Below are 19413 nucleotides of genomic sequence, written 5' to 3' on the forward strand. Positions count from 1 at the left end.
GCGATCCGCGTCGTTTGGGGAGTTGTCAGACCGAGGACCTAGTCTGTGCACCGTGACTTCGCCTGCTTCGACGGACAGCGTTCCGCCCCAGCTCAGCGCGGGGCCGCGCCCCGCACCGGGCCCGGCCGCCGACGAGGGGCTGGCGCGGCGGCTGCGCGCGCTCGCCTGCACCGCGCCGCTGCACGACCTGGACGCGCGCAAGGCCAACCTCGCCGGCGAGTACTCGATGTACGGCATGGCGGAGGTGGCTCTGTCCGCCATCGACCTGGTCACCCTGAACATGGACTTCGACACGGGCGCCGACCACGACCAGATAGTCGCCCGGCTCATCCCCCGCATCGCCGCCCAGGCGCCGCAGCGCCCGGTCCCGGAACACGAGCGCGTGGCCCGCTGGGTCCTGGAGAACCTGATCAACGTCGGCAGCGTCGACCGCGGCTTCCGGGCGGTGTACGGCACGTTCGCGTCGGACGGCACCTATGTGCGCCGTGACTACGACTTCAAGCTGATCGAGGAGGTGCCCGGCCCCGGCGGCTCGGTGTACCTCCGTACGACGGACGAGGCCGTCAACGTCCTGGTGGGCGCCCTCGACACCGACGTCACCAGCGCGCAGATCGCCGCTGAGGTCAAGCTGGAGGTGCTGATCAGCCGGGGCCGCCTCGCGGACGCCCAACTGGCCGCCGAACAGGCCCGGTACCGCACGGTCCAGTACTCGGAGACCCTGCGGCGGGCCCTGGACGCCACCCGGCGCAACGTCCGGGCGGTGGACTGGCTCACCACCGTGCCCGACATGATCGCCGAGGCCCTCGACCACGTGGCGGACCGGTACCGGCACGAGAACGCGATCCTCACGAACATCCGCAAGGCACGGGACGAGTCCGAGGACCCGGAGCAGAAGCGGCGCGCCGCCGAGCTGGTGGACATCGTGAAGGACTGCATCCGGCGGCACACGCAGTTGCAGTCCCGCCTGCTGGAGGCCGGCCCACTGTTCCGTGCCGAGCAGGACCGGCAGGCCTTCGCCACTCCGATGACGACATCCGGGACGGACCTGTACGGGCATCTGCTCGCCCCGGTCCTGACGTTGGCCCTGGAGCGGGCGGTCCGGGTCACGGACGCGTTCTTCGCACGCGGGACGGGTCTGCGCACACCGGTGTCGGTGCGCGTCGGCGACCTCGTCGACATACTGCTGACGCCGCCGATGGAGCGGGAACATCTGGGCGCGGAAATGCCGGAACCGGATCTCATCGCCACGCCGGACGACAGTCGGTTCAGCGAGCAACAGCTGGCGGCGGCGAAGGAACTGCTGGACCTGCCGGCGGACGCGCCCCGGAGACTTTCCGGACTGCTCGCCGAGGCGCGTAAGCGGGACACCGAACTGCCTTACCTGGTCGCCCTGTTGGCGGTGCACGCCGCCAGCCCGCCGGTCGGTACGGCTTATCGGCAGGGCGAGGAGAAGCTGTTGTTCTCCGTGGACGACGGGACGGAGCTGGACGACCCGGAGTTCGGCGGCGCCGACCTGATCGTCGGGACGGCCCTCCTGGACGCGGCGGGGATGGCGGCGGACCGGACGGAGGCGGCGTAGACGTGACGTACCTCTTCACGGACCAACGCGACATCAACTGCCGCGACATCAACTGCCGCGACATCAACTGCCGCGACATGAACTGCCGCGACATGAACTGCCGCGACATGAACTGCCGCGACATGAACTGCCGCGACATGAACTGCCGCGACATGAACCGCCGCGACATGAACCGCCACGACATCAACCGCCGCGATATGAACCACCGCCACACGAACCACCGGCACACGAACCACCCCGACAAGGAGCCCCGACCGTGACCGAGCACGTCGACTGGAGTGAGCCGGAAGCCGGCCCCGCGCCGACGACCGCCGCCGTCACCCCCGCCGACGCCGCCGACGCGGCGCGGCTCGTCGCCTTCGGGTTGCAGCCCAAGTTGCAGCCCGCGCGGGACCAGGAGTACACGGAGCTGCTGCGGCGCTATCGCGAGGACCCGCCGTTCGCACGGCTCGCCGACGCCGTGGCCGCCGGGCTCGGGCTGGTCGTGCTGGAGGTGTCCCCGCGCGCGGGGATGGCGGTGACGGCCGCCGAGGACTCCGTGTTCGCCGTACGGATGGGCGACTACGCGCGCCGGACGTCCGCCGACGGCGGGGACCGGTTCCTGCACGGACTGGCGCATCTCGCCGTCGCCGCCCTGGCGTTCCCGCGGCCCGAGGACCTCGCCGACGACGGGTACATCGGGCGCGTCTCCGTCAACGGCGTCGACGCGTTCGTACGACAGGCCTGTCGGCGCCTGGAGGAGCGGGCCGAGGAACAGGGCGAGAACACCGACCCGGCCACCGACGCGCCCGGTCTGGAGACCGCCTGGCGGATCTGGGTCAGACGCAGCGCGACCGGTGCCACCAAGGACGCGCGCCGGCTCGCCGGTTCCACCACCGGCATCGTCGGCAAGGCCGTCGCGTTCCTCACCGACTCCGGGTTCCTGCAGCGCACCGGCGACGACAGCGGCGGCACGTACCGGACCACCGCCCGCTACCAGCTCCAGGTGCGGGACATGGCCGGGACCGCCGCCATGGCCGAACTGCTCGAACTGGGCGTCGTGCCGGTGACCGACGGCACACCGACGCTGCTGCCCGCCGAGGACACCGACGAACTGGACCTGGTGGCCGACGCCGGGCTGCCCTTCCACACGCCTTCGTCGCCCTGACCCCCCTGACCTGCCGAAGAACGACGAGAGTCCGCCATGTACGAGCTGTCCCGGGTCCGCCTCTACTCCATCGGACCCGCCGGTGCGCGCTACGCCGACACCGTGCTTGACCTGCGGGGCGTGGGCGAGATCGTGCCCGAACCCGCGCCCGCCCAGGCGGAGTTCTTCCAGGAGGAGCCCGTCGGCCCGCCACGCCGGCCCGCGCCCGCCGGTGTGCTCTTCCTGGAGAACGGCGGCGGCAAGTCCGTCCTGCTCAAGCTGATCTTCTCCGTGATGCTGCCGGGCCACCGCAACACCCTCGGTGGCGCCAGCTCCGGAGTGCTGCGGAAGTTCCTGCTCGCGGACGACTGCGGTCACGTGGCGCTGGAGTGGCAGCACGTGCTCACCGGGGAGTGCGTGGTCGTCGGCAAGGCCAGCGAGTGGCGGGGGCGGCAGGTCTCCAACGACCCGCGGAAGTTCGCCGAGGCCTGGTACTCCTTCCGGCCCGGCCCCGGACTCAGCCTGGACAGCCTGCCCGTCGCGGAGTCCACCGCCGTACGGCCGTCCGCCGAGGGGCAGTCGGGCGCCCAAGGGCGGCGGCGGACCATGAAGGGCTTCCGGGACGCCATCACCGAGGCGGGCAAGGCCTACCCGCATCTGGAGGTCCACTGGGAGGAGATCCACGACCGCTGGATCGAGCACCTCGGGGACCTCGGCCTCGACCCCGAACTCTTCCGCTACCAGCGCGAGATGAACGCCGACGAGGGCGAGGCCGCCGGCCTCTTCGCGGTCAAGAAGGACTCCGACTTCACCGACCTGCTGCTGCGCGCGGTGACGGACACCCGTGACACCGACGGCCTGGCCGACCTGGTCAGCGGCTTCGGCAACAAGCTGGGTCGACGCGCCGAACTGATCGCCGAACGCGACTTCACCGCCGGGTCCGCCGACCTCCTCGGGCGGATCGTCGAGGCGGCCGAGGCCCGCTCCCGCGCACGGGACATCCACACCGGCGCCGAGCGCCGCACGAGGACCTCGGCGCGCCGGTTGTCTGCGCGTGGAGCCCGGGAGCGGGTGCGGGCGGCCGACCTCGCCCAGCGGGTGACCACTGCCGCGTCCGCCGTCACCCACACCGAGGCGGCCCGGGACCGCAGTGCGCTGATCGCCGCCGAACTCGCCTACCGACACGCCTCGTTGGCGCTCACCGCCGCCGAGAAGTCGGCCGCGGCACAGAAACGTGAGCTCGCCGACGCGCGCACCCTGCACTCCGCCTGGCAGGCCGCCGAGGCCGTACTGCGGCACCGCGCCGCCGCCGACCGGGTGGCACGGGTGGCCACCGCGATCCAGGAGGCCGAGCGGGACGCGGCCCCCGCGCTCGCCGCCCGCACCAAGGCCGCCGTCGATCTCGTACGGGTCCTGCACGCGGCGGCGGGGAGCGCCGAGACCCTCGCCAACGAGGAGGAGGAGCGTTCCGCCGCCCTCCAGGAGGTCGGCGAGTCCGCGCACCGGGACTCCACCTCCGCCGCCACCGAGGCGCAGCGCGCCCGGAGCGAGGTCGGGCATCTGCGGCAGCGCCTGACCGAGGTCGAACAGGAGACCGCCGAGGCGGTGCGCGCGGGCTGGCTCGACGACACCGCGCCCGACGCCGACCCGGCGCGCGCGGCCCTCGCCGCCAGCGACGCCGAGAAGACGGCGGTCGCCGCCTGGGACACCGCGCGCGAGGCGTCACGCCGGGCCACCGAGCACGCCCGCGAGGCAGCGTCGGTCGAGTCCCGCGCCGAGCTGACAGCGGCCCGCGCGGAGGACGCGGCCACCGCGGCGGAACGGTCCTACGAGGCCGAACGCCGCCTCGCCGAGGCACTGGCCCGGGAGGAGCGGCTGGCGGAGCTGCTGAGCCTGACCGGCGGCGACGCCCGCCCGTCCGCGATTCCATCGCCCCGGCAGGGCACCGACAACGGCCCCCGGGACGGTCTCACCCCCGAGGACCTGGACCGGTTCGCCGACGAGCTGCGCGAACTCCTCGACGACGCAGTCTCCTCCGCCGAACGGCAGCTCTTCGAGCTGCGGACCGCCGCCGCCGACGACTCCCGGATCCTCGGCGCGCTCGGTGACGGCGGGCTGCTGCCGCCCGGGCCGGACGTGCTGGCCACCGTGGAATTCCTCGGTGAGCAGGGGATCCCCGCCCTGCCCGGCTGGCGCTATCTCGCCCAGGCCGTCGACCCGGCCGACCACGCGCGCGTCCTCGCCGCCCGGCCGGAGCTGGTCGACGGAGTGATCATCACCGACCCGGCCACGCACGCGCGTGCCCGCGGGGCGCTGAGCGACGCCGCGCTGCTGCCGCGGTCCGCCGTGGCGGTCGGTACGGCCGCCGCCCTGCTCGCACCGACCCCGGCGCCCGACGCGGACGGCGGTGACGTCTTCCTCGTACCGCCGAACCCGGCCATGCACGACGAGCACGCCGCCGACGAGGAACGCCAGGCGCTGCGGGCCCGGGCCACCGAGCGGGACGAGGAGATCCGGGGCCTGGCGGCGCGGCTCGGAAAGGACCGGGAGCTGGCGGCCCGGCTCTCCTCCTGGCGCACCGGCTGCCCGGCGGGACGCATGGTGGAGCTGTCCCACGCCGCCCGGGACACCCGGGCGTTCGCCCAGGAGTCCGAGGCCGAACTGACCGAGGCGCGGACCGTGCGGGCCGAGGCCGACGAAGCCGCCGCCGAGGCCGCGCAGGTCCGCGACGAACGGCAGGAGACCGCCCAGAAGACCCGGCGGGCCGCCGACGCCCTCGCCGGGCTCGCCTTCCGGCTGCGGGAGCGGGCCGGCTGGCAGGTCAAGGTGCGCGAACTCGCCGACGAGGCGACCGAGTCGGAAGCCCGTGCCCAGACCTGCCTGGACCGTGCCCGCGCCGCCGACGAGGACCGCCGTGGCGCCCAGCGCGCCGCCGACGACGCCCGCCGCACGGCCCGTGCGCTGCGCGCCGAGCGCTCCGAGATCGCCGGCGCCCCCGACGACGTACCGGAGAGCCCCGCGGACGACCCCAGGGCGTCCCTGCCCGCTCTCCGCGAGGCGTATCGGGCCGCATCCCAGGTGTACGAGAAGGTCGGCGTCGGTGCCGATCTGCGCACCGAGCAGGCCCGGGCGGAGAGCGACGAGAGCGCCGCGCGGTCCGACCTGGACCGGCTGAGCAACAAGGTCCGCACGCGCGCGGAGCAGCTGCTCCAGTCGATCGACGGCTCCGACGGACCCTCCCGGCAGGCGGCCGTGGCGCGCGCCGACGAGCTGGTGCAGCTCCTGGAGACCCGGATGTCCACCGCGAGCGAGCAACTCGGACGCCTGCGGGGCGAGGCCGAGCGGCACGCGCCCGAGGACGGCGACGCGCATACCGAACTGCCCGAGGAACAGCAGCCCCGCGACGCCGAGCACGCGCAGGCACTGCTGCGTACGGCCACCACCGAACTGGCCTCGCGGACCGAGGCGTTGGGCCGGGCCCGGGAGGCGCACGCCGAACTCCTCGACGCGCACCGCGCCGCCGAGGACGGGGCCGGAGGCTTCGACGAGATCGCCGCGATGCTCCGCGACCTGCTGCGCGAACACACCACGGAGGAGGATCAGGAGGAGCCCGAGCCGTATCCGGGCAGCCTGGAGGAGGCGCGGCAGTCGGCCGCCGAGGCCCGGCGGTCCCTGCGCGGCTGTGCCGCCGAGCTGTCCGCCGCCGAGGGCGCCGTGCGCGAGGCGAGTGACATCCTCGTCCGGCACGCCAACTCCACCCGCTACGAGCAGGTCCGCACGCCCGCCCGACAGCAGATCCGTGAGCTGCCCGCGTCCGCGCTGCCCGAGCACGCCCAGAAGTGGGCCGACGCCTTCGCACCCCGACTCCGGGTCCTCACCGACGAGTTGGCTCAGCTGGAGCGGAACCGGGACTCGATCGTGGACCGGCTCCGGGGGCTGGTGGAGTCGGCGCTCGCCACGCTCCGATCCGCGCAGCGGCTGTCGCGGCTGCCGGAAGGGCTCGGCGAGTGGTCCGGGCAGGAGTTCCTGCGTATCCGCTTCGACGAGCCCGACCAGGCCACCCTCACCGAGCGGCTCGGCGAGGTCATCGACGAGGCGACCCGCGCGGCCGTCAAGAAGAACTTTGACCTGCGGCGCGACGGTATGTCCCTGCTGATGCGCGGGGTGGCCGCGGCGCTCCAGCCCAAGGGAGTCGCCGTCGAGATCCTCAAGCCGGACGCCGTACTGCGCGCCGAGCGCGTGCCCGTCGGGCAGATGGGTGACGTGTTCTCCGGCGGTCAGCTGCTGACGGCCGCCATCGCCCTGTACTGCACGATGGCCGCGCTGCGCTCGAACGACCGGGGACGCGACAAGCACCGGCACGCCGGCACGCTGTTCCTCGACAACCCGATCGGGCGCGCCAACGCCACCTACCTGCTGGAGCTCCAGCGAGCCGTGTCGGACGCGCTCGGTGTCCAACTCCTGTACACCACAGGCCTCTTCGACACGACCGCGCTCGCCGAGTTCCCGCTGGTCATCCGGATGCGCAACGACGCCGACCTGCGGGCCGGGCTGAAGTACATCAGCGTGGAGGAACACCTCAGGCCGGGACTGCCGGAGGCTCTCGCCGGGGAGGACGCGCACAGCGAGATCACGGCGACGCGGATGTTCAAGCGACCGGCGTAGAGCGCCCCTAGAGGTACGGCAGTGGGGAACTGCGGGCCGTTCGTGGCTGGTCGCGCCCACGCGGCGGAGCCGCACATCGCCACAGCCCCGCGCCCCTTTGGGGCGCTTGCCTACGCGTCCTCCTTCAGCAGATCGGCGCACTTCTCGCCGATCATCATCGTCGTGATGCACGGATTGACGCTGACGAGGTCCGGCATGACGGACCCGTCGGCGACCCTGAGCCCCGCGACCCCCTTGACGCGCAACCGCGCGTCGAGGGGGGCCGAGGTGTCGTCGTCCGCGCCCATCTTCACCGTGCAGGACGGGTGGTAGACGGTGTTGTGGGTCTTGTGGATGTAGTCGAGCAGTTCCTCGTCGGTCCGTGCGTCCGGCCCGGGGGCCAGTTCCGCGCCCGCCCAGCCGCTCAGGGCGGGCTGCTCCGCGATCCGCCGGGCGAGACGCAGCCCGTAGGTCATGACCCGCACGTCGTGTTCGTGCGTGAAGTAGCGCGGGTCGACCTTGGGCTTGTCCCGGTAGTCGCGGGTACGGAGCCGCACGGTGCCCCGTGATCTCGCCCGCGTCACGTTCGGTGTCAGACAGAACGCGTTCTCTGACGTCGGATAGCCCCAGCGTGCCGTGTTCATGTCGAACGGCACCGACCCGTAGTGGAACATCAGGTCGGGCCGGTCCAGGCCCTCCTCGGTGTCGTAGAAGATGCCCGCCTCCCACCACTGGCTGGACGTGGTGGTCATGGGCTGCCTGGCCTCCCACATGATCACGCCCTCGGGGTGGTCCTGGAGGTTCTCGCCCACACCGGCCGAGTCGACCACGACCTCCACACCGACCTCCCGCAGCTGCTCGGCCGGTCCGATTCCGGACAGCATCAGCAGCTTCGGGGTGTCGATCGCCCCGCACGAGACGATCACCTCGCGCCGGGCCCGTACCGTCCGGGTGTGGATCAGGTCCGGGTCCAGATAAGCGGCGCCCACGCACCGCCGCCCGTCGAGCACGAGGTTCTTGGCCCGCACCCCGGTCCGGACCTCCAGGTTCGGCCGCTTGCCCAGGATCGGGTGGAGGTACGCCACGGAGGACGACTGGCGGGTGTTGTTCTCGTCGGAGTTGATCTGGAACCAGTTGGCGCCCCGGACCACCGTCGAGCCCGTGTTGAACGGCGTCGTCGGGATCCCGGCCTGTGCGCACGCCTCCAGCAGGGCCGTGCCGCAGGGGTCGTCACTCTTCAGGGTGCGCAGTTTCACCGGTCCGGTTCGGCCGTGGTGGTCACCGGGGGCGTCGTTGTGCTCGAGCCGCCGGTACAGCGGGAAGAGGTCGGCGGCGCTCCAGCCCGTACAGCCCTTGGCCGCCCAGCCGTCGAGGTCCTCGGCCGGCGCCCAGAAGGCGATACAGGAGTTGTGCGACGAACAGCCGCCCAGCACCTTGGCCCGGGCGTGCCGCATGAAGCTGTTGCCGCTCGCCTGTGGCTCGATGGGGTAGTCCCAGTCGTAGCCGGACTCCAGCAGCCCCATCCAGCGGTCGAGTCTGAGGACGTCGTCGTCGCCGACGTCGCTCGGACCGGCCTCCAGGACGCACACCGTGACCGAGGGGTCCTCCGAGAGGCGGGCCGCCACCACGTTGCCGGCGGTGCCGCCACCGACCACGACATAGTCGAACTCATCGATGCTCATGAGTGTTGACCTCCTTCTGGCCGGACGCGGCCGGGCTACTCCGCCGCCGGGGCGGCGAAGGGGCCGGCCGGCGGGGCCGACTCCTGGAACTTGTGGTCGGCCAGCACGCCGGTCTTGTGCCGCTGGACGAACCAGTAGTAGGCGAAGCCGCCGCCCGCGATGACTCCCACGAACAGGACGGCGCCCCAGCGCAGGTACCAGTGGTAGGGAGCCGCGGCGTTGTAGACCGCCGACCGGGGCCAGATCAGGTTGATCGTCATGGCCGCGCCCCACACCACGGCGACGATGTTGACGAGCAGGCCCCAGCGGCCCAGCGAGAACCTGCCTCCGTCCGCCGGTTGCCACTTGCCGCGCAGCCGTGCCACCAGCATCGGCACGGTGACACCGAGGTAGGCCAGGTAGATCATGATGATGCCGATGCTGGTGACGACCGTGAAGATCTGCGGCTGGCGGATGTTGACCACGAGGATCGCCAGCGCGAGGATCCCGATGATCACAGTCGGCAGCACCGGCGTCTGGAAGCGCGGGTGGCACTTGGCCAACCGTGCCGACGCGGGCAGGTTGTTGTCTCGGGCCATCGCGAACGCCAGCCGGATCGCCGCCGTGTGGACCGCGAGCGCGCACACCGTGACCGCGATGAACACGCACCACAGCATCGCCTTGCCGGCCGTCGGACCGAGCACGTCGAGCACGATGTACTGCAGGCCGTCCGTGGACAGCTTGTCGCCCTTCAGGCTGGAGACGCTCATCAGCGCGAGAAGCAGGATGAGGCCGCCGAGGACGAAGGAGGCGACGATCGCCCGGATGATGGCGCGCGGCGCGTTGCGGGTCGGGTCGAGGGACTCCTCGCCGAGCGAGGCCGCGGTGTCGAAGCCGTACATGACGTACGCCGAGGCCAGCGAGGCCACCAGGAAGGCGCCCAGGTAACCGTTGCCGTAGGCCGCGCCGGTGCCGTTCGTCTCCGTGACGACCTGCGGACCGCGGGTGATGTGGACGGCGAACAGGATGATCAGTACGACAGTGGCGATCAACTCGATGAACACGCCCGCCGTGTTGATCCTCGCCATCAACTTGACGCCGAAGGCGTTCACCACTGTGGTGAACAGGATCAACACCGCGGCCAGGATGACCGCGTTGGTCGCCACGTCGTACTTGCCGGTGCCGTCACCCACGAACTGGAAGAACGAGGAGATCTGGGGCAGCGTCAACTGGTAGGCCAGCGCCACCGCCGCGATCGACACGACCGACGCGATCAGCATCATCCAGCCGGCCAGCCAGCCGAGGTGCGGATTGCCTATCTTCTTCGACCAGTTGTAGACGGAGCCCGCGACGGGATAGCGGGCGGCCAGTTCCGCGAAACACAGGGCGACCATGAACTGGCCGACGAAGACCATCGGCCACGACCACCAGTAGGCGGGGCCGCCGCTGGCGTAGCCGAAGTAGAACAGCTGGAAGGTTCCGGTCAGGATCGAGATGTAGCTGATTCCGGCGGCGAACGTGTGGAAGTTGCCTAGGGTGCGCTTGAGTTCGGGTCTGTATCCGAACTCGTTGAGTTCGGTGTCGTCGTTGCTCTGTGGGCCTGTCGGTTGCTCGGTGGTCGTCATGAGCGGACTCCTGGTGGGCCGGAGGAGGGGAAGGGAGCGGCTCGTTGCGGGTGCCGGGACCAATGAGGGGTGATACGCAGGGGGTGTGCGCGGGCTGTTGCGGATGGGTCAGTCGAACCAACCCTGCGGTGTCGGGGCCGTGTTGCGCCAGATGTGCTTCGTCTCGCGATACTCCGCGAGGCCCGACGGACCGAGTTCTCGCCCGAAGCCGGACTGCTTGAAACCGCCCCATTCCGCCTGCGGTACGTAGGGGTGGTAGTCGTTGATCCAGACCGTGCCGAGCCGCAGCCGCCCCGCGACCCGGGCCGCCTTGGCCTCGTCGCTCGTCCAGACGGCGCCGGCGAGGCCGTAGACGGTGTCGTTGGCGAGGCGCACCACCTCGTCCTCGCCGGTGAAGCGCTCGACGGTGAGCACCGGCCCGAAGGACTCCTCCTGGACCACCGACATCCTCGCGGAGCACTCGTCCAGCACGGTGGGCGGATAGTAGAAGCCGTCGTCGAGACCGGGTCCGGAGGGACGCTCGCCCCCGCAGCGCAGCACCGCCCCCTCCGCGAGGCCACCGGCGACGTACGCCTCGACCTTCGAGCGGTGCGCCGCCGAGATCAGCGGACCGGTCTGGGCCCGCTCGTCGAACGGCCCGCCCAGGCGGATCCCGCGGGCCCGGCGGACGACCTCCTCGACGAACCGGTCGTGCAGCACGTCCTCGACCAGCAGCCGGGCCCCCGCCGAGCAGACCTGCCCGGAGTGCAGGAACACGCCGGTCAGCGCCATGTCCACGGCCGTCTCGAAGTCGGCGTCGGCGAAGACGATGTTGGGGTTCTTGCCGCCGAGTTCGAGCGCGACCTTCTTCACCGTCCCGGCCGCGGCGGCCATGAGGCCACGGCCGGTCTGGAGCCCGCCCGTGAAGGAGACGAGGTCCACGTCAGGATGGTCGCCCAGCGGGGCGCCCGCCTGCGGACCGGCGCCGAGGACGAGGTTGGCGACGCCCGGCGGGAGCCCGGCCTCCGCCAGCAGCCGCGTGAGGTGGATCGCGGTGTGCGGGGTCAGCTCGCTCGGCTTGAGCACGAAGGTGTTGCCGGCGGCGAGCGCCGGCGCGACCTTCCACGCCGTCTGCAGGAGCGGGTAGTTCCAGGGCGTGATCAGCGCGCAGACGCCGACCGGCTCGTACACCACCCGGCTGTCGACACCCTCCGTCCCGGTGTCGACGACCCGCCCGGTCTCGCTCGCCACCAGCCGCCCGAAGTAGCGGAAGCAGTTCGCGATGTCGTCGATGTCGTACTCGCTCTCGACCAGCCGCTTCCCGGTGTCCAGGGACTCCGCGCGGGCGAGCGCGGCCTTGTCGCGTATGAGCAGGTCGGCGACCCGCAGCAGCAGGTCACCGCGCTCGTTCGGGGACGTGCGCGGCCACGGCCCGTCGTCGAAGGCCCGGCGGGCGGCGTCGATCGCCGCCACCGTGTCCTTGCCGTCCGCCTCGTCCACGACCCCCACCAGGGAGCCGTCGGCGGGGCAGCGGATCTCGCGGGTGCGCTCGTCGAGGGCACCGCGCCACGCGCCGTCAATGAACAGGTCCGCCATGGCCGCCTCCCAGCCTCTCCACGAGCCACTCGTGGAAGATCCCGATGTGGTGCTCGTTGGGGACCAACACACCACCCCTGCGGTAGGCGCGCGATGCCATCGCCGGCTGCGTCCGTTCACAGGCCTCGAAGTCCTGCTCGTTCACCCGGTGGAAAAGCTCCACCGACTTCGACACGTCCGCCCCCGACTCCACCACCTCCGGCGCGTACAGCCAGTCACACTCGACGACCGTGCGGTCCTCTGTCAGCGGGAACATACGGTGGATGATCACATGGTCCGGTACGAGGTTGATGAACACCGTCGGCTTCACCGTGATGGCGTAGTAACGGCGGTCCTGGTCCTGGGAGACGGCCGGCAGTTTGCCGAAGCCCTCACTCCCGTCGACCGTGAAGCCCTTGATCTCCTCACCGAACTCCGCTCCGTGCCCCACGTAGTACTGGGCGGCGTAACCATCGGCGAACTCCGGCAGGACATCCGTGAGCTCGGGATGGATCGTCGCGCAGTGGTAGCACTCCATGAAGTTCTCGACGATCAGCTTCCAGTTGGCCCTCACGTCATACACGATCCGCTTGCCGAGCGCCAGGTTCTCGGCACCGTAGTGCTCGATGGCGGCGGTGTCGCCGAGCCGTTCGACGGCGGCGTCCACGACCGTGTCCTCGAAGGACGGCGGCTCGTCGGCGAGGCACACCCAGGCGTACCCCAGCCACTCCCGCAGGGACACCTTGATCAACCCGTACGCGGCACGGTCGACGTCGGGCATCTTGATCAAGTTGGGGGCCGCGATCAACCTGCCGTCGAGGTCGTACGTCCACGCGTGGTACGGGCACTGGAGGCTGCGGCGGACCTCGCCCGACTCCTCCGTGCACAGACGGGCCCCACGATGCCGGCAGACGTTCAGGAAGGCGCGCAGGTCGCCGGTGCGGGTGCGGGTGATGATGACGTTCTCGCGGCCCACCTGGACGGTGCGGAAGGCGCCGGGCGCGGCCAGGTCGGCACTGCGGACCGCGCAGAACCACATCGACTCGAAGATGTGTTCCTGCTCCTGCCGGAAGAGCTCCGGATCGGTGTAGTAGTGGCCCGGCAGCGTCGCGATCAGGCTGGGGGCGATGGGGGTCGTCGTCACGTGGGTGCTCCTCAGACGGGCGCGGCGGCGAGGCGGGCGGGGTCGAACAGGCCGATGGGATGCTCGGTGCTGCCGGTCAGGGCCAGGTCGGCGAGGATCTCGCCGACGACGGGCACGAACTTGAACCCGTGCCCGGAGAACCCGCAGGCCACGGTCACCGACTCCGGATGCGCCCGGTGGCGGGCGATGACGAAGTGCTCGTCGGGCGTGGTGGAGTACATGCAGGTCGCGGCCTTGAGGAAGGTGCCGGGAAGATCCGGGACACAGCCGGCCATATGGTCGGCCATCGCCTTGATCTCGTCCGGGTGGACCGTCCGGTCGATGGTCTCCGGGGTGGTCTCCCGGCCCTTGCGGAAGAAGGCCACCTTGGCGCCGAGATCGGGGCCGTCGATGGACGGGAAGCCGTAGACCTGGACGCCGTCCGCGTCCTCCCAGATGTAGATGGGATGGTTCTCGGGGAGGAAGGGCCGGACCCCGCCGGTCGGCTGGAACCAGTACATGACCTGCCGCTCGATCGTGAACGGCACCCCCAGGTCGGTGAGCAGCCGCGGCGCCCACGCCCCCGGGCAGATCACCAGCTGTCCGGCCGTGTAGGTGTTCTCGGCCGTGTGGACACGCACACCGTCCCGGTACGGCTCCCAGCGTGTCATCGGTTCTTCGAAGTGCAGGTCGGCGCCCTGCCGGGTGGCGAGCTGGAGGTGCGCGGCGACCGTGTTCTCGGGGCGCAGCAGACCGGCCTTCCGCTCGAACAGAGCCACCTCGTCGTCCTTGGGCGTGAGGGTCGGGAAGCGGCGGCGGATCTCCTTGGCGTCCAGCATCTCGTGCGGCAGGTCCCACTGCCGGGCGGAGAGCAGTGAGCCGGAGACGGTCCGGGAGTCGGGGCGGCCGACCATCACGCCGCCCGGGAGGATCGCGATCTGGCGGCCGGTGGCCCGCTCCAGGTCCTCGTACAGCTCGTAGGCGCGCAGCAGCAGCGGGACGTACGCCGGGTCCTCGAAGTACGACTGCCGGGTGATCCGTGAACCGCCGTGGCTGGAGCCCCGGTTGTGCACCGGGCCGAACTTCTCCAGGCCGAGCACACGGGCACCGCGCGCGGACAGGTGATGGGCGGCGGCACTGCCCATGCCGCCGAGACCGATGACGATCACGTCGTAGGTGGGGGACATCGCATGCCTCCTGAGGGTGCGTCAGCGCCGGATGCGGGTCATCTTCGGGTCGAACAGCGGCTCCTCGGCGACCGTCGCGGGGACCTTCTCGCCGAAGTACTCGATGTGCACCGAGGTGCCGGTGGTGAGACCGGCCGGCAGCCAGGCGTACGCGACGCACCGGCCGAGTGTGTAGCCGTACGACGCGCTCGTCACGTAGCCGGCCGGGGCGCCGATGGGGGCACCTCCCGCTCCAGCGGAGTCGAGCGTGGGGGCGTACACCGGTTCCTTGCCGAGGACCACGGCGGCGGGGTCGTCCAGGAGCAGGGGGGTGAGCTTGCGGGTGAGGGGCGCGTCGGTGAGTGCCGCGCGCCCCACGAACTCCTTGTCCGTGCGGACGGCGAAGCCGACACCCGCCTCGTACGGGTTGTGTTCGTCGGTCATGTCGGTGCCCCAGGCCCGGTACCCCTTCTCCAGACGCAGGGAGTTGAAGGCGGAGCGCCCGGCCGCGACCACGCCGAGGCCCCGGCCCGCCTCCCACAGGGTGTCCCAGAGGCGCAGGCCCAGGTCGGCGGTGGTGTACAGCTCCCAGCCGAGCTCGCCGACGTACGACAGGCGCATCGCCGTGACCGGGACGTGCCCCAGGTACGTCTCCTTCGCGCGGAAGTAGCCGAAGGCCTCGTGCGAGAAGTCGTCGCGGGTCAGCGGCTGGACGAGGTCACGGGCCAGGGGGCCCCAGACGCCGATGCAGCAGGTGCCGGAGGTGATGTCCCGGATGTGGACGTCGTCGGGGGCGTGCCGGGTGAGCCAGTCGAGGTCGGCGGGGGAGTTCGCGCCGACCTGGAAGCGGTCGGGGGTGAGACGGGCGACGGTGAGGTCGGAGCGGACGCCGCCGGTTTCGTCGAGGAGGAGGGTGTAGGTGACCGCGCCGGGCTTCTTGCGGAGGTTGTTGGTGGTCATCCGGTTCAGGAAGTCGAGGGCGCCCGGGCCGCTGACTTCCAGGCGCCGCAGGGGGGTCATGTCGTACAGGGCGACCTTCTCGCGGGTCGCCCTCGCCTCGGCGGCGGCGATGGGGGACCAGTGGCGGGCCGACCAGGCGTCGCGTTCGGGCAGCGCGTCGAGCGTGTCGACGAGCGGGGCGTTCGCCTCGTACCAGTGCGGGCGCTCCCAGCCTCCGCCCTCCAGGAAGTAGGCGCCCAGTTGCTGTTGGCGGGCGTAGAAGGGGCTGACGCGCAGCGGGCGTGGCCGCTCCATGGGCTGGAGCGGGTGGAGGACGTCGTACACCTCGACGAACTGCTGTGAACCGCGTTCACGGATGTACGACGGTGAACGCTGCGCCTCCTCGAATCGCGTGAGGTCGCACTCGTGCAGGTCGAGGGAGGGGCGCCCGTCGACCATCCACTCGGCGACGGCCTTCGCCACACCGGCGGAGTGGGTGACCCACACGGCCTCGGCCAGCCAGAAGCCGCGCAGCTGACGCGACTCGCCGACGACCGGCATACCGTCCGGGGTGAAGGAGAAGACGCCGTTGAAGCCCTCCTCGATCTCGGCGTTGCGCAGAGATGGGAGCAGCCTGCGGCAGTCCTCCCAACTCGGCGCCCAGTCCTCCTCCGTGAAGGGAAACGAGGAGGGCATGTCCATGTCCCGGGCGCGGGCCTCGTCGTACGGCAGGATCGCGAACGGGTCGACCGGCATCGGCCGGTGGGCGTAGGAGCCGATGCCGATGCGGTCGGTGTGCTCGCGGAAGTACAGGTCGCGGTCCTGGAAGCGGAGGATCGGCTTCGAGGCTTCCGTGGTCGCCCCGCTCAGCTCGGGGAGCGGCTCGGTCCTGGCGTACTGGTGGGCGAGCGGTTGCAGCGGTACGTCGATTCCGGCCATACGGCCGATGACCGGGCCCCAGAAACCGGCCGCGGAGACGACATGGTCGGCGGGAAAGGTGCCCTGGTCGGTGACCACGGCGGTGACCCGGCCGTCCTGCTTCTCGATCCCGGTGACCGTGTGACGCTCCAGGAACCGGGCGCCCCTCCTGGTGGCCCGTTCCCTCTGGGCGTGGGACGCGAGAAGCGCGCGGGCGAGGCCGTCGTCGGGGGTGTGGAAGCCGCCGAGCACCACCGACTCGTCCAGGAGCGGCCAGAGTTCCATGCAGCGGGCGGTGTTGACGACCTCGCCTCGGATTCCCCAGGCGGCGGCGTAACCGGCCCTGCGGTGCAGTTCGGCGAGGCGCTCCGGGGTGGTGGCGAGTTCCAGGCCGCCGACCTGGTTGAAGCAGGGGACGCCGCCCACTTCGAGCGAGACGAACTTCTCGACCGTGTACTTGGCGAACTCGGCGAGGGTCTTCGACGGACTGGTCTGGAAGACCAGGCCGGGTGCGTGCGAGGTGGAGCCCCCCGGGGCGGCCAGCGGGCCCTGTTCGAGGACGGTGACGTCGGTCCAGCCGCGCGCGGTCAACTCGTCGGCCAGGGAGCAGCCGACGATGCCGGCGCCGACGACGACCACGCGCGGTGAGTGCGGGCGGCTTGCGGGCGTGGAACCCTTTTCGGGCGTGCTGGACATGCCCCTCCTTGCCGGGTTGGCAACTGCTGGTCGGGAAGCGTGCGCCGGGTCGGTCGGCGTCGCCGCGCGATCTGGGACGCCGGGTGTGGTGCCGGGATGCGGGGTGCCGGGGTGCGGGGTGCCGGGGTGCGGGGTGCCGGGATTGTGCGGCTGATCAGGCGCGGTCCTGTGCGGTCGTACGGGCGTCGTGGGCCGCGTCGACGATCACAGGACCACCACCGAGCGCAGCACCTCGCCCCGGTGCATCTTGGCGAAGGCATCCTCCACCTGGTCCAGCGCGATGGTCTCGGTGACGAACGCGTTCAGATCCAGGAGCCCGTACAGGTACTGGTCGATGAGGAACGGGAAGTCGCGGCTCGGCAGACAGTCGCCGTACCACGACGACTTGATGGCGCCGCCGCGTGAGAACACGTCGATCAGCGGGAGGTCGACCTTCATCTCGGGGGACGGCACACCGACCTGGACCAGGAGGCCCGCGTGGTCGCGCATGTAGAAGGCCTGTTTGAAGGTCTCCGGGTGGCCCACAGCGTCGATCGCGATGTCCACGCCGAAGCCGTCGGTCAGGGCCCGTACCGCCTCGACCGGGTCCGTGCCACGGGAGTTGACGGTGTGCGTGGCGCCGAACCTCTCCGCCTGGTCGAGCTTCTTGTCGTCGATGTCGACGGCGATGACCTTCATGGCACCGTTGAGGCAGGCGCCCGCGACGGCCGCGTTGCCGACGCCGCCGCAGCCGATGACGGCGACCGAGTCGCCGCGGCCCACCCGGCCGGTGTTGACCGCGGCCCCGTAACCCGCCATCACGCCACAGCCGATGAGGCCCGCGGCCTCCGGACGGGCGGCCGGGTCGATCTTCACGGCCTGACCCGCCGCGACCAGGGTCTTCTCGGCGAAGGCGCCGATGCCGAGGGCGTTGCTGAGTGGGGTGCCGTCCAGCAGGGTCATCGACTGGGTGGCGTTGCGGGAGTCGAAGCAGTACCAGGGGCGGCCCCGGCGACAGGAGCGGCAGGTGCCGCAGGGGGCACGCCACGCCAGCACCACGTAGTCGCCGGGTTCGAGGTCGGTGACCCCCGCGCCGACCGCTTCGATCGTGCCGGCCGCCTCATGACCCAGCAGGAACGGGAAGTCGTCCGTGATCGCGCCCTCGCGGTAGTGCAGGTCCGTGTGGCAGACCCCGCAGGCCTGCACGGCGACGAGTACCTCTCCGGGACCGGGGTCGGGGACGACGATCGTCTGCACCTCGACGGGTGCGCCCTTCTTCACAGCGACTACGGCACGAACCTCATGTGGCACGACCTAGCTCCTCTGCTGTTGCGCAATGCACGATGGGTTGCGCGATGAGGAACATAGTGGGAACGCTAACGAGCGGCCGTCAAGGGGTGCGAGTTAACCCTTGGCAAAGGGAACCTGTGGGGCGAAACCTGCCGGACACACAACGGCGCGGGACCAGGAGATTCCCGGCCCCGCGCCGTGCGGAGAGCGCCCTCGGGGGGCGTGCGGAGGGTACGTCAGAAGCCGTATCCCATCCGGCGCGACAGTTCCGCCCCGGCCGCCACCGTGCGCTTGGCCAGCTCCGGCAGCCGGTCGCTGTTCATCCGGTACACCGGCCCCGAGACGCTGATGGCGGCGATCACCTTGCCGTCGTGCGCGCGGATCGGGGCCGCCGCGGCGGCGAGGCCCAGCTCCAGCTCCTCGATGGTGACGGCGTACCCCTGCTCCACCACCGCCTCCAACTCGCCCCGCAGCGCGGACGTGCCGGTGATGGTCCGCTCCGTGAAGCGCGGCAGGGAACGCGCGAGCAGGCCCTCGCGCAGGGTGGGCGGCAGGTGGGCCAGCAGCACCTTGCCGCTGGAGGTGGCATGCAGCGGGGTGCGCCGGCCCAGCCAGTTCTGCGCGGTCACGGACGCGGGGCCGCGGGCCTGCATGATGTTGACCGCCGCGTCGTCGTCCAGGACCCCGATGTTCACCGTCTCGCCCAGCTCGTCGGCGAGTTCCCGGCACACCGGGACGCCCTCCTGGGAGACGTCGAGCCGCACTGCCGCCGCCCCCGCCAGACGTAGTACACCCGCCCCCAGGTAGTACTTGCCGCGGTCCTTGGCCTGGGCCACCAGGCCGCGGTTCTCCAGGACGCCGAGCAGCCGGAAGGCGGTCGACTTGTGTACGTCCAGTTCCTCGGCGATCTCGGTGACCCCCACCTCGCCGTGCCGGGCGAGGATCTCCAGCACGCTCACGGCGCGGTCCACCGACTGGACGGCGCTGGCCGGTCCTCTGCCGCTCTTCTCCGGGTTCGCGGCCTTCTCCTCGCTACCGTCGGACTGCTTCTGCGTGCGGGTCATGGCTGAACTCTCACCACCTGTGGGCCCAGTTCGGGCCGCATCTGCGGGA

The 19413-nt window shown here is 71.3% G+C and carries 12 protein-coding genes; 4 read left to right on the top strand and 8 right to left on the bottom strand.

Annotated elements, in window-relative coordinates; translation table 11 throughout:
* Window positions 1-52: 52 nt before the first annotated feature.
* The 4 genes from AB0H86_RS41095 to AB0H86_RS41110 are packed head-to-tail and all read left to right on the top strand — an operon-like array spanning window position 53 to window position 7370.
* The gene (locus tag AB0H86_RS41095) at window positions 53-1579 is read left to right on the top strand and encodes a hypothetical protein (RefSeq protein WP_362450867.1); all 1527 of its coding nucleotides are present in this window, start codon (window positions 53-55) and stop codon (window positions 1577-1579) included.
* A 2-nt stretch (window positions 1580-1581) separates the two neighbouring features.
* A complete protein-coding gene (locus tag AB0H86_RS41100; RefSeq protein ID WP_362450869.1) occupies window positions 1582-1839 on the top strand; it encodes a hypothetical protein in 258 nt (85 codons plus the stop codon).
* Window positions 1836-2726: a hypothetical protein gene (locus AB0H86_RS41105; RefSeq protein WP_362450871.1), complete on the top strand. Its 891-nt coding sequence runs from the start codon at window positions 1836-1838 to the stop codon at window positions 2724-2726. The genes AB0H86_RS41100 and AB0H86_RS41105 overlap by 4 nt, the downstream gene beginning before the upstream one ends.
* Before the next feature lie 36 nt (window positions 2727-2762).
* Window positions 2763-7370 (top strand): hypothetical protein, encoded by a 4608-nt coding sequence (locus AB0H86_RS41110; protein ID WP_362450874.1) that lies wholly within the window; start codon window positions 2763-2765, stop codon window positions 7368-7370.
* Between the two features lie 110 nt (window positions 7371-7480).
* Here the strand turns inward: AB0H86_RS41110 and AB0H86_RS41115 are convergent, their stop codons facing one another.
* The 8 genes from AB0H86_RS41115 to AB0H86_RS41150 form a co-directional block, all read right to left on the bottom strand.
* The gene (locus tag AB0H86_RS41115; RefSeq protein ID WP_362450877.1) at window positions 7481-9031 is read right to left on the bottom strand and encodes a GMC oxidoreductase; all 1551 of its coding nucleotides are present in this window, start codon (window positions 9029-9031) and stop codon (window positions 7481-7483) included.
* A gap of 35 nt (window positions 9032-9066) precedes the next feature.
* Window positions 9067-10635, bottom strand: a complete 1569-nt coding sequence (locus AB0H86_RS41120) for an amino acid permease (RefSeq protein ID WP_362450880.1) — start codon at window positions 10633-10635, stop codon at window positions 9067-9069.
* A gap of 108 nt (window positions 10636-10743) precedes the next feature.
* Window positions 10744-12210: an aldehyde dehydrogenase family protein gene (locus tag AB0H86_RS41125; protein WP_362450883.1), complete on the bottom strand. Its 1467-nt coding sequence runs from the start codon at window positions 12208-12210 to the stop codon at window positions 10744-10746.
* Window positions 12191-13333: an aromatic ring-hydroxylating dioxygenase subunit alpha gene (locus AB0H86_RS41130; protein WP_362450885.1), complete on the bottom strand. Its 1143-nt coding sequence runs from the start codon at window positions 13331-13333 to the stop codon at window positions 12191-12193. The genes AB0H86_RS41125 and AB0H86_RS41130 overlap by 20 nt, the downstream gene beginning before the upstream one ends.
* 11 nt (window positions 13334-13344) lie before the next feature.
* The gene (gene solA, locus AB0H86_RS41135) at window positions 13345-14499 is read right to left on the bottom strand and encodes an N-methyl-L-tryptophan oxidase (protein WP_362450888.1); all 1155 of its coding nucleotides are present in this window, start codon (window positions 14497-14499) and stop codon (window positions 13345-13347) included.
* A 21-nt stretch (window positions 14500-14520) separates the two neighbouring features.
* Window positions 14521-17031 carry an FAD-dependent oxidoreductase gene (locus tag AB0H86_RS41140; RefSeq protein WP_362450891.1) on the bottom strand — a complete coding sequence of 837 codons (2511 nt, stop codon included), beginning with the start codon at window positions 17029-17031 and terminating at the stop codon, window positions 14521-14523.
* 204 nt (window positions 17032-17235) lie between these two features.
* Window positions 17236-18321 carry an S-(hydroxymethyl)mycothiol dehydrogenase gene (locus AB0H86_RS41145; RefSeq protein WP_362450894.1) on the bottom strand — a complete coding sequence of 362 codons (1086 nt, stop codon included), beginning with the start codon at window positions 18319-18321 and terminating at the stop codon, window positions 17236-17238.
* 215 nt (window positions 18322-18536) lie between these two features.
* Window positions 18537-19364: an IclR family transcriptional regulator gene (locus tag AB0H86_RS41150; RefSeq protein WP_362450897.1), complete on the bottom strand. Its 828-nt coding sequence runs from the start codon at window positions 19362-19364 to the stop codon at window positions 18537-18539.
* Window positions 19365-19413: the final 49 nt, after the last annotated feature.

Source organism: Streptomyces sp. NPDC050997 (assembly GCF_040660135.1).
Classification (GTDB): domain Bacteria; phylum Actinomycetota; class Actinomycetes; order Streptomycetales; family Streptomycetaceae; genus Streptomyces.

What these genes read in the sequence shown, in the direction of transcription:
- AB0H86_RS41115 (WP_362450877.1), bottom strand. Translation starts at nt 9,031, where the DNA reads ATGAGCATCGATGAGTTCGACTATGTCGTGGTCGGTGGCGGCACCGCC.
- AB0H86_RS41140 (WP_362450891.1), bottom strand. Translation starts at nt 17,031, where the DNA reads ATGTCCAGCACGCCCGAAAAGGGTTCCACGCCCGCAAGCCGCCCGCAC.
- AB0H86_RS41150 (WP_362450897.1), bottom strand. Translation starts at nt 19,364, where the DNA reads ATGACCCGCACGCAGAAGCAGTCCGACGGTAGCGAGGAGAAGGCCGCG.
- AB0H86_RS41120 (WP_362450880.1), bottom strand. Translation starts at nt 10,635, where the DNA reads ATGACGACCACCGAGCAACCGACAGGCCCACAGAGCAACGACGACACC.
- solA (WP_362450888.1), bottom strand. Translation starts at nt 14,499, where the DNA reads ATGTCCCCCACCTACGACGTGATCGTCATCGGTCTCGGCGGCATGGGC.
- AB0H86_RS41110 (WP_362450874.1), top strand. Translation starts at nt 2,763, where the DNA reads ATGTACGAGCTGTCCCGGGTCCGCCTCTACTCCATCGGACCCGCCGGT.
- AB0H86_RS41125 (WP_362450883.1), bottom strand. Translation starts at nt 12,210, where the DNA reads ATGGCGGACCTGTTCATTGACGGCGCGTGGCGCGGTGCCCTCGACGAG.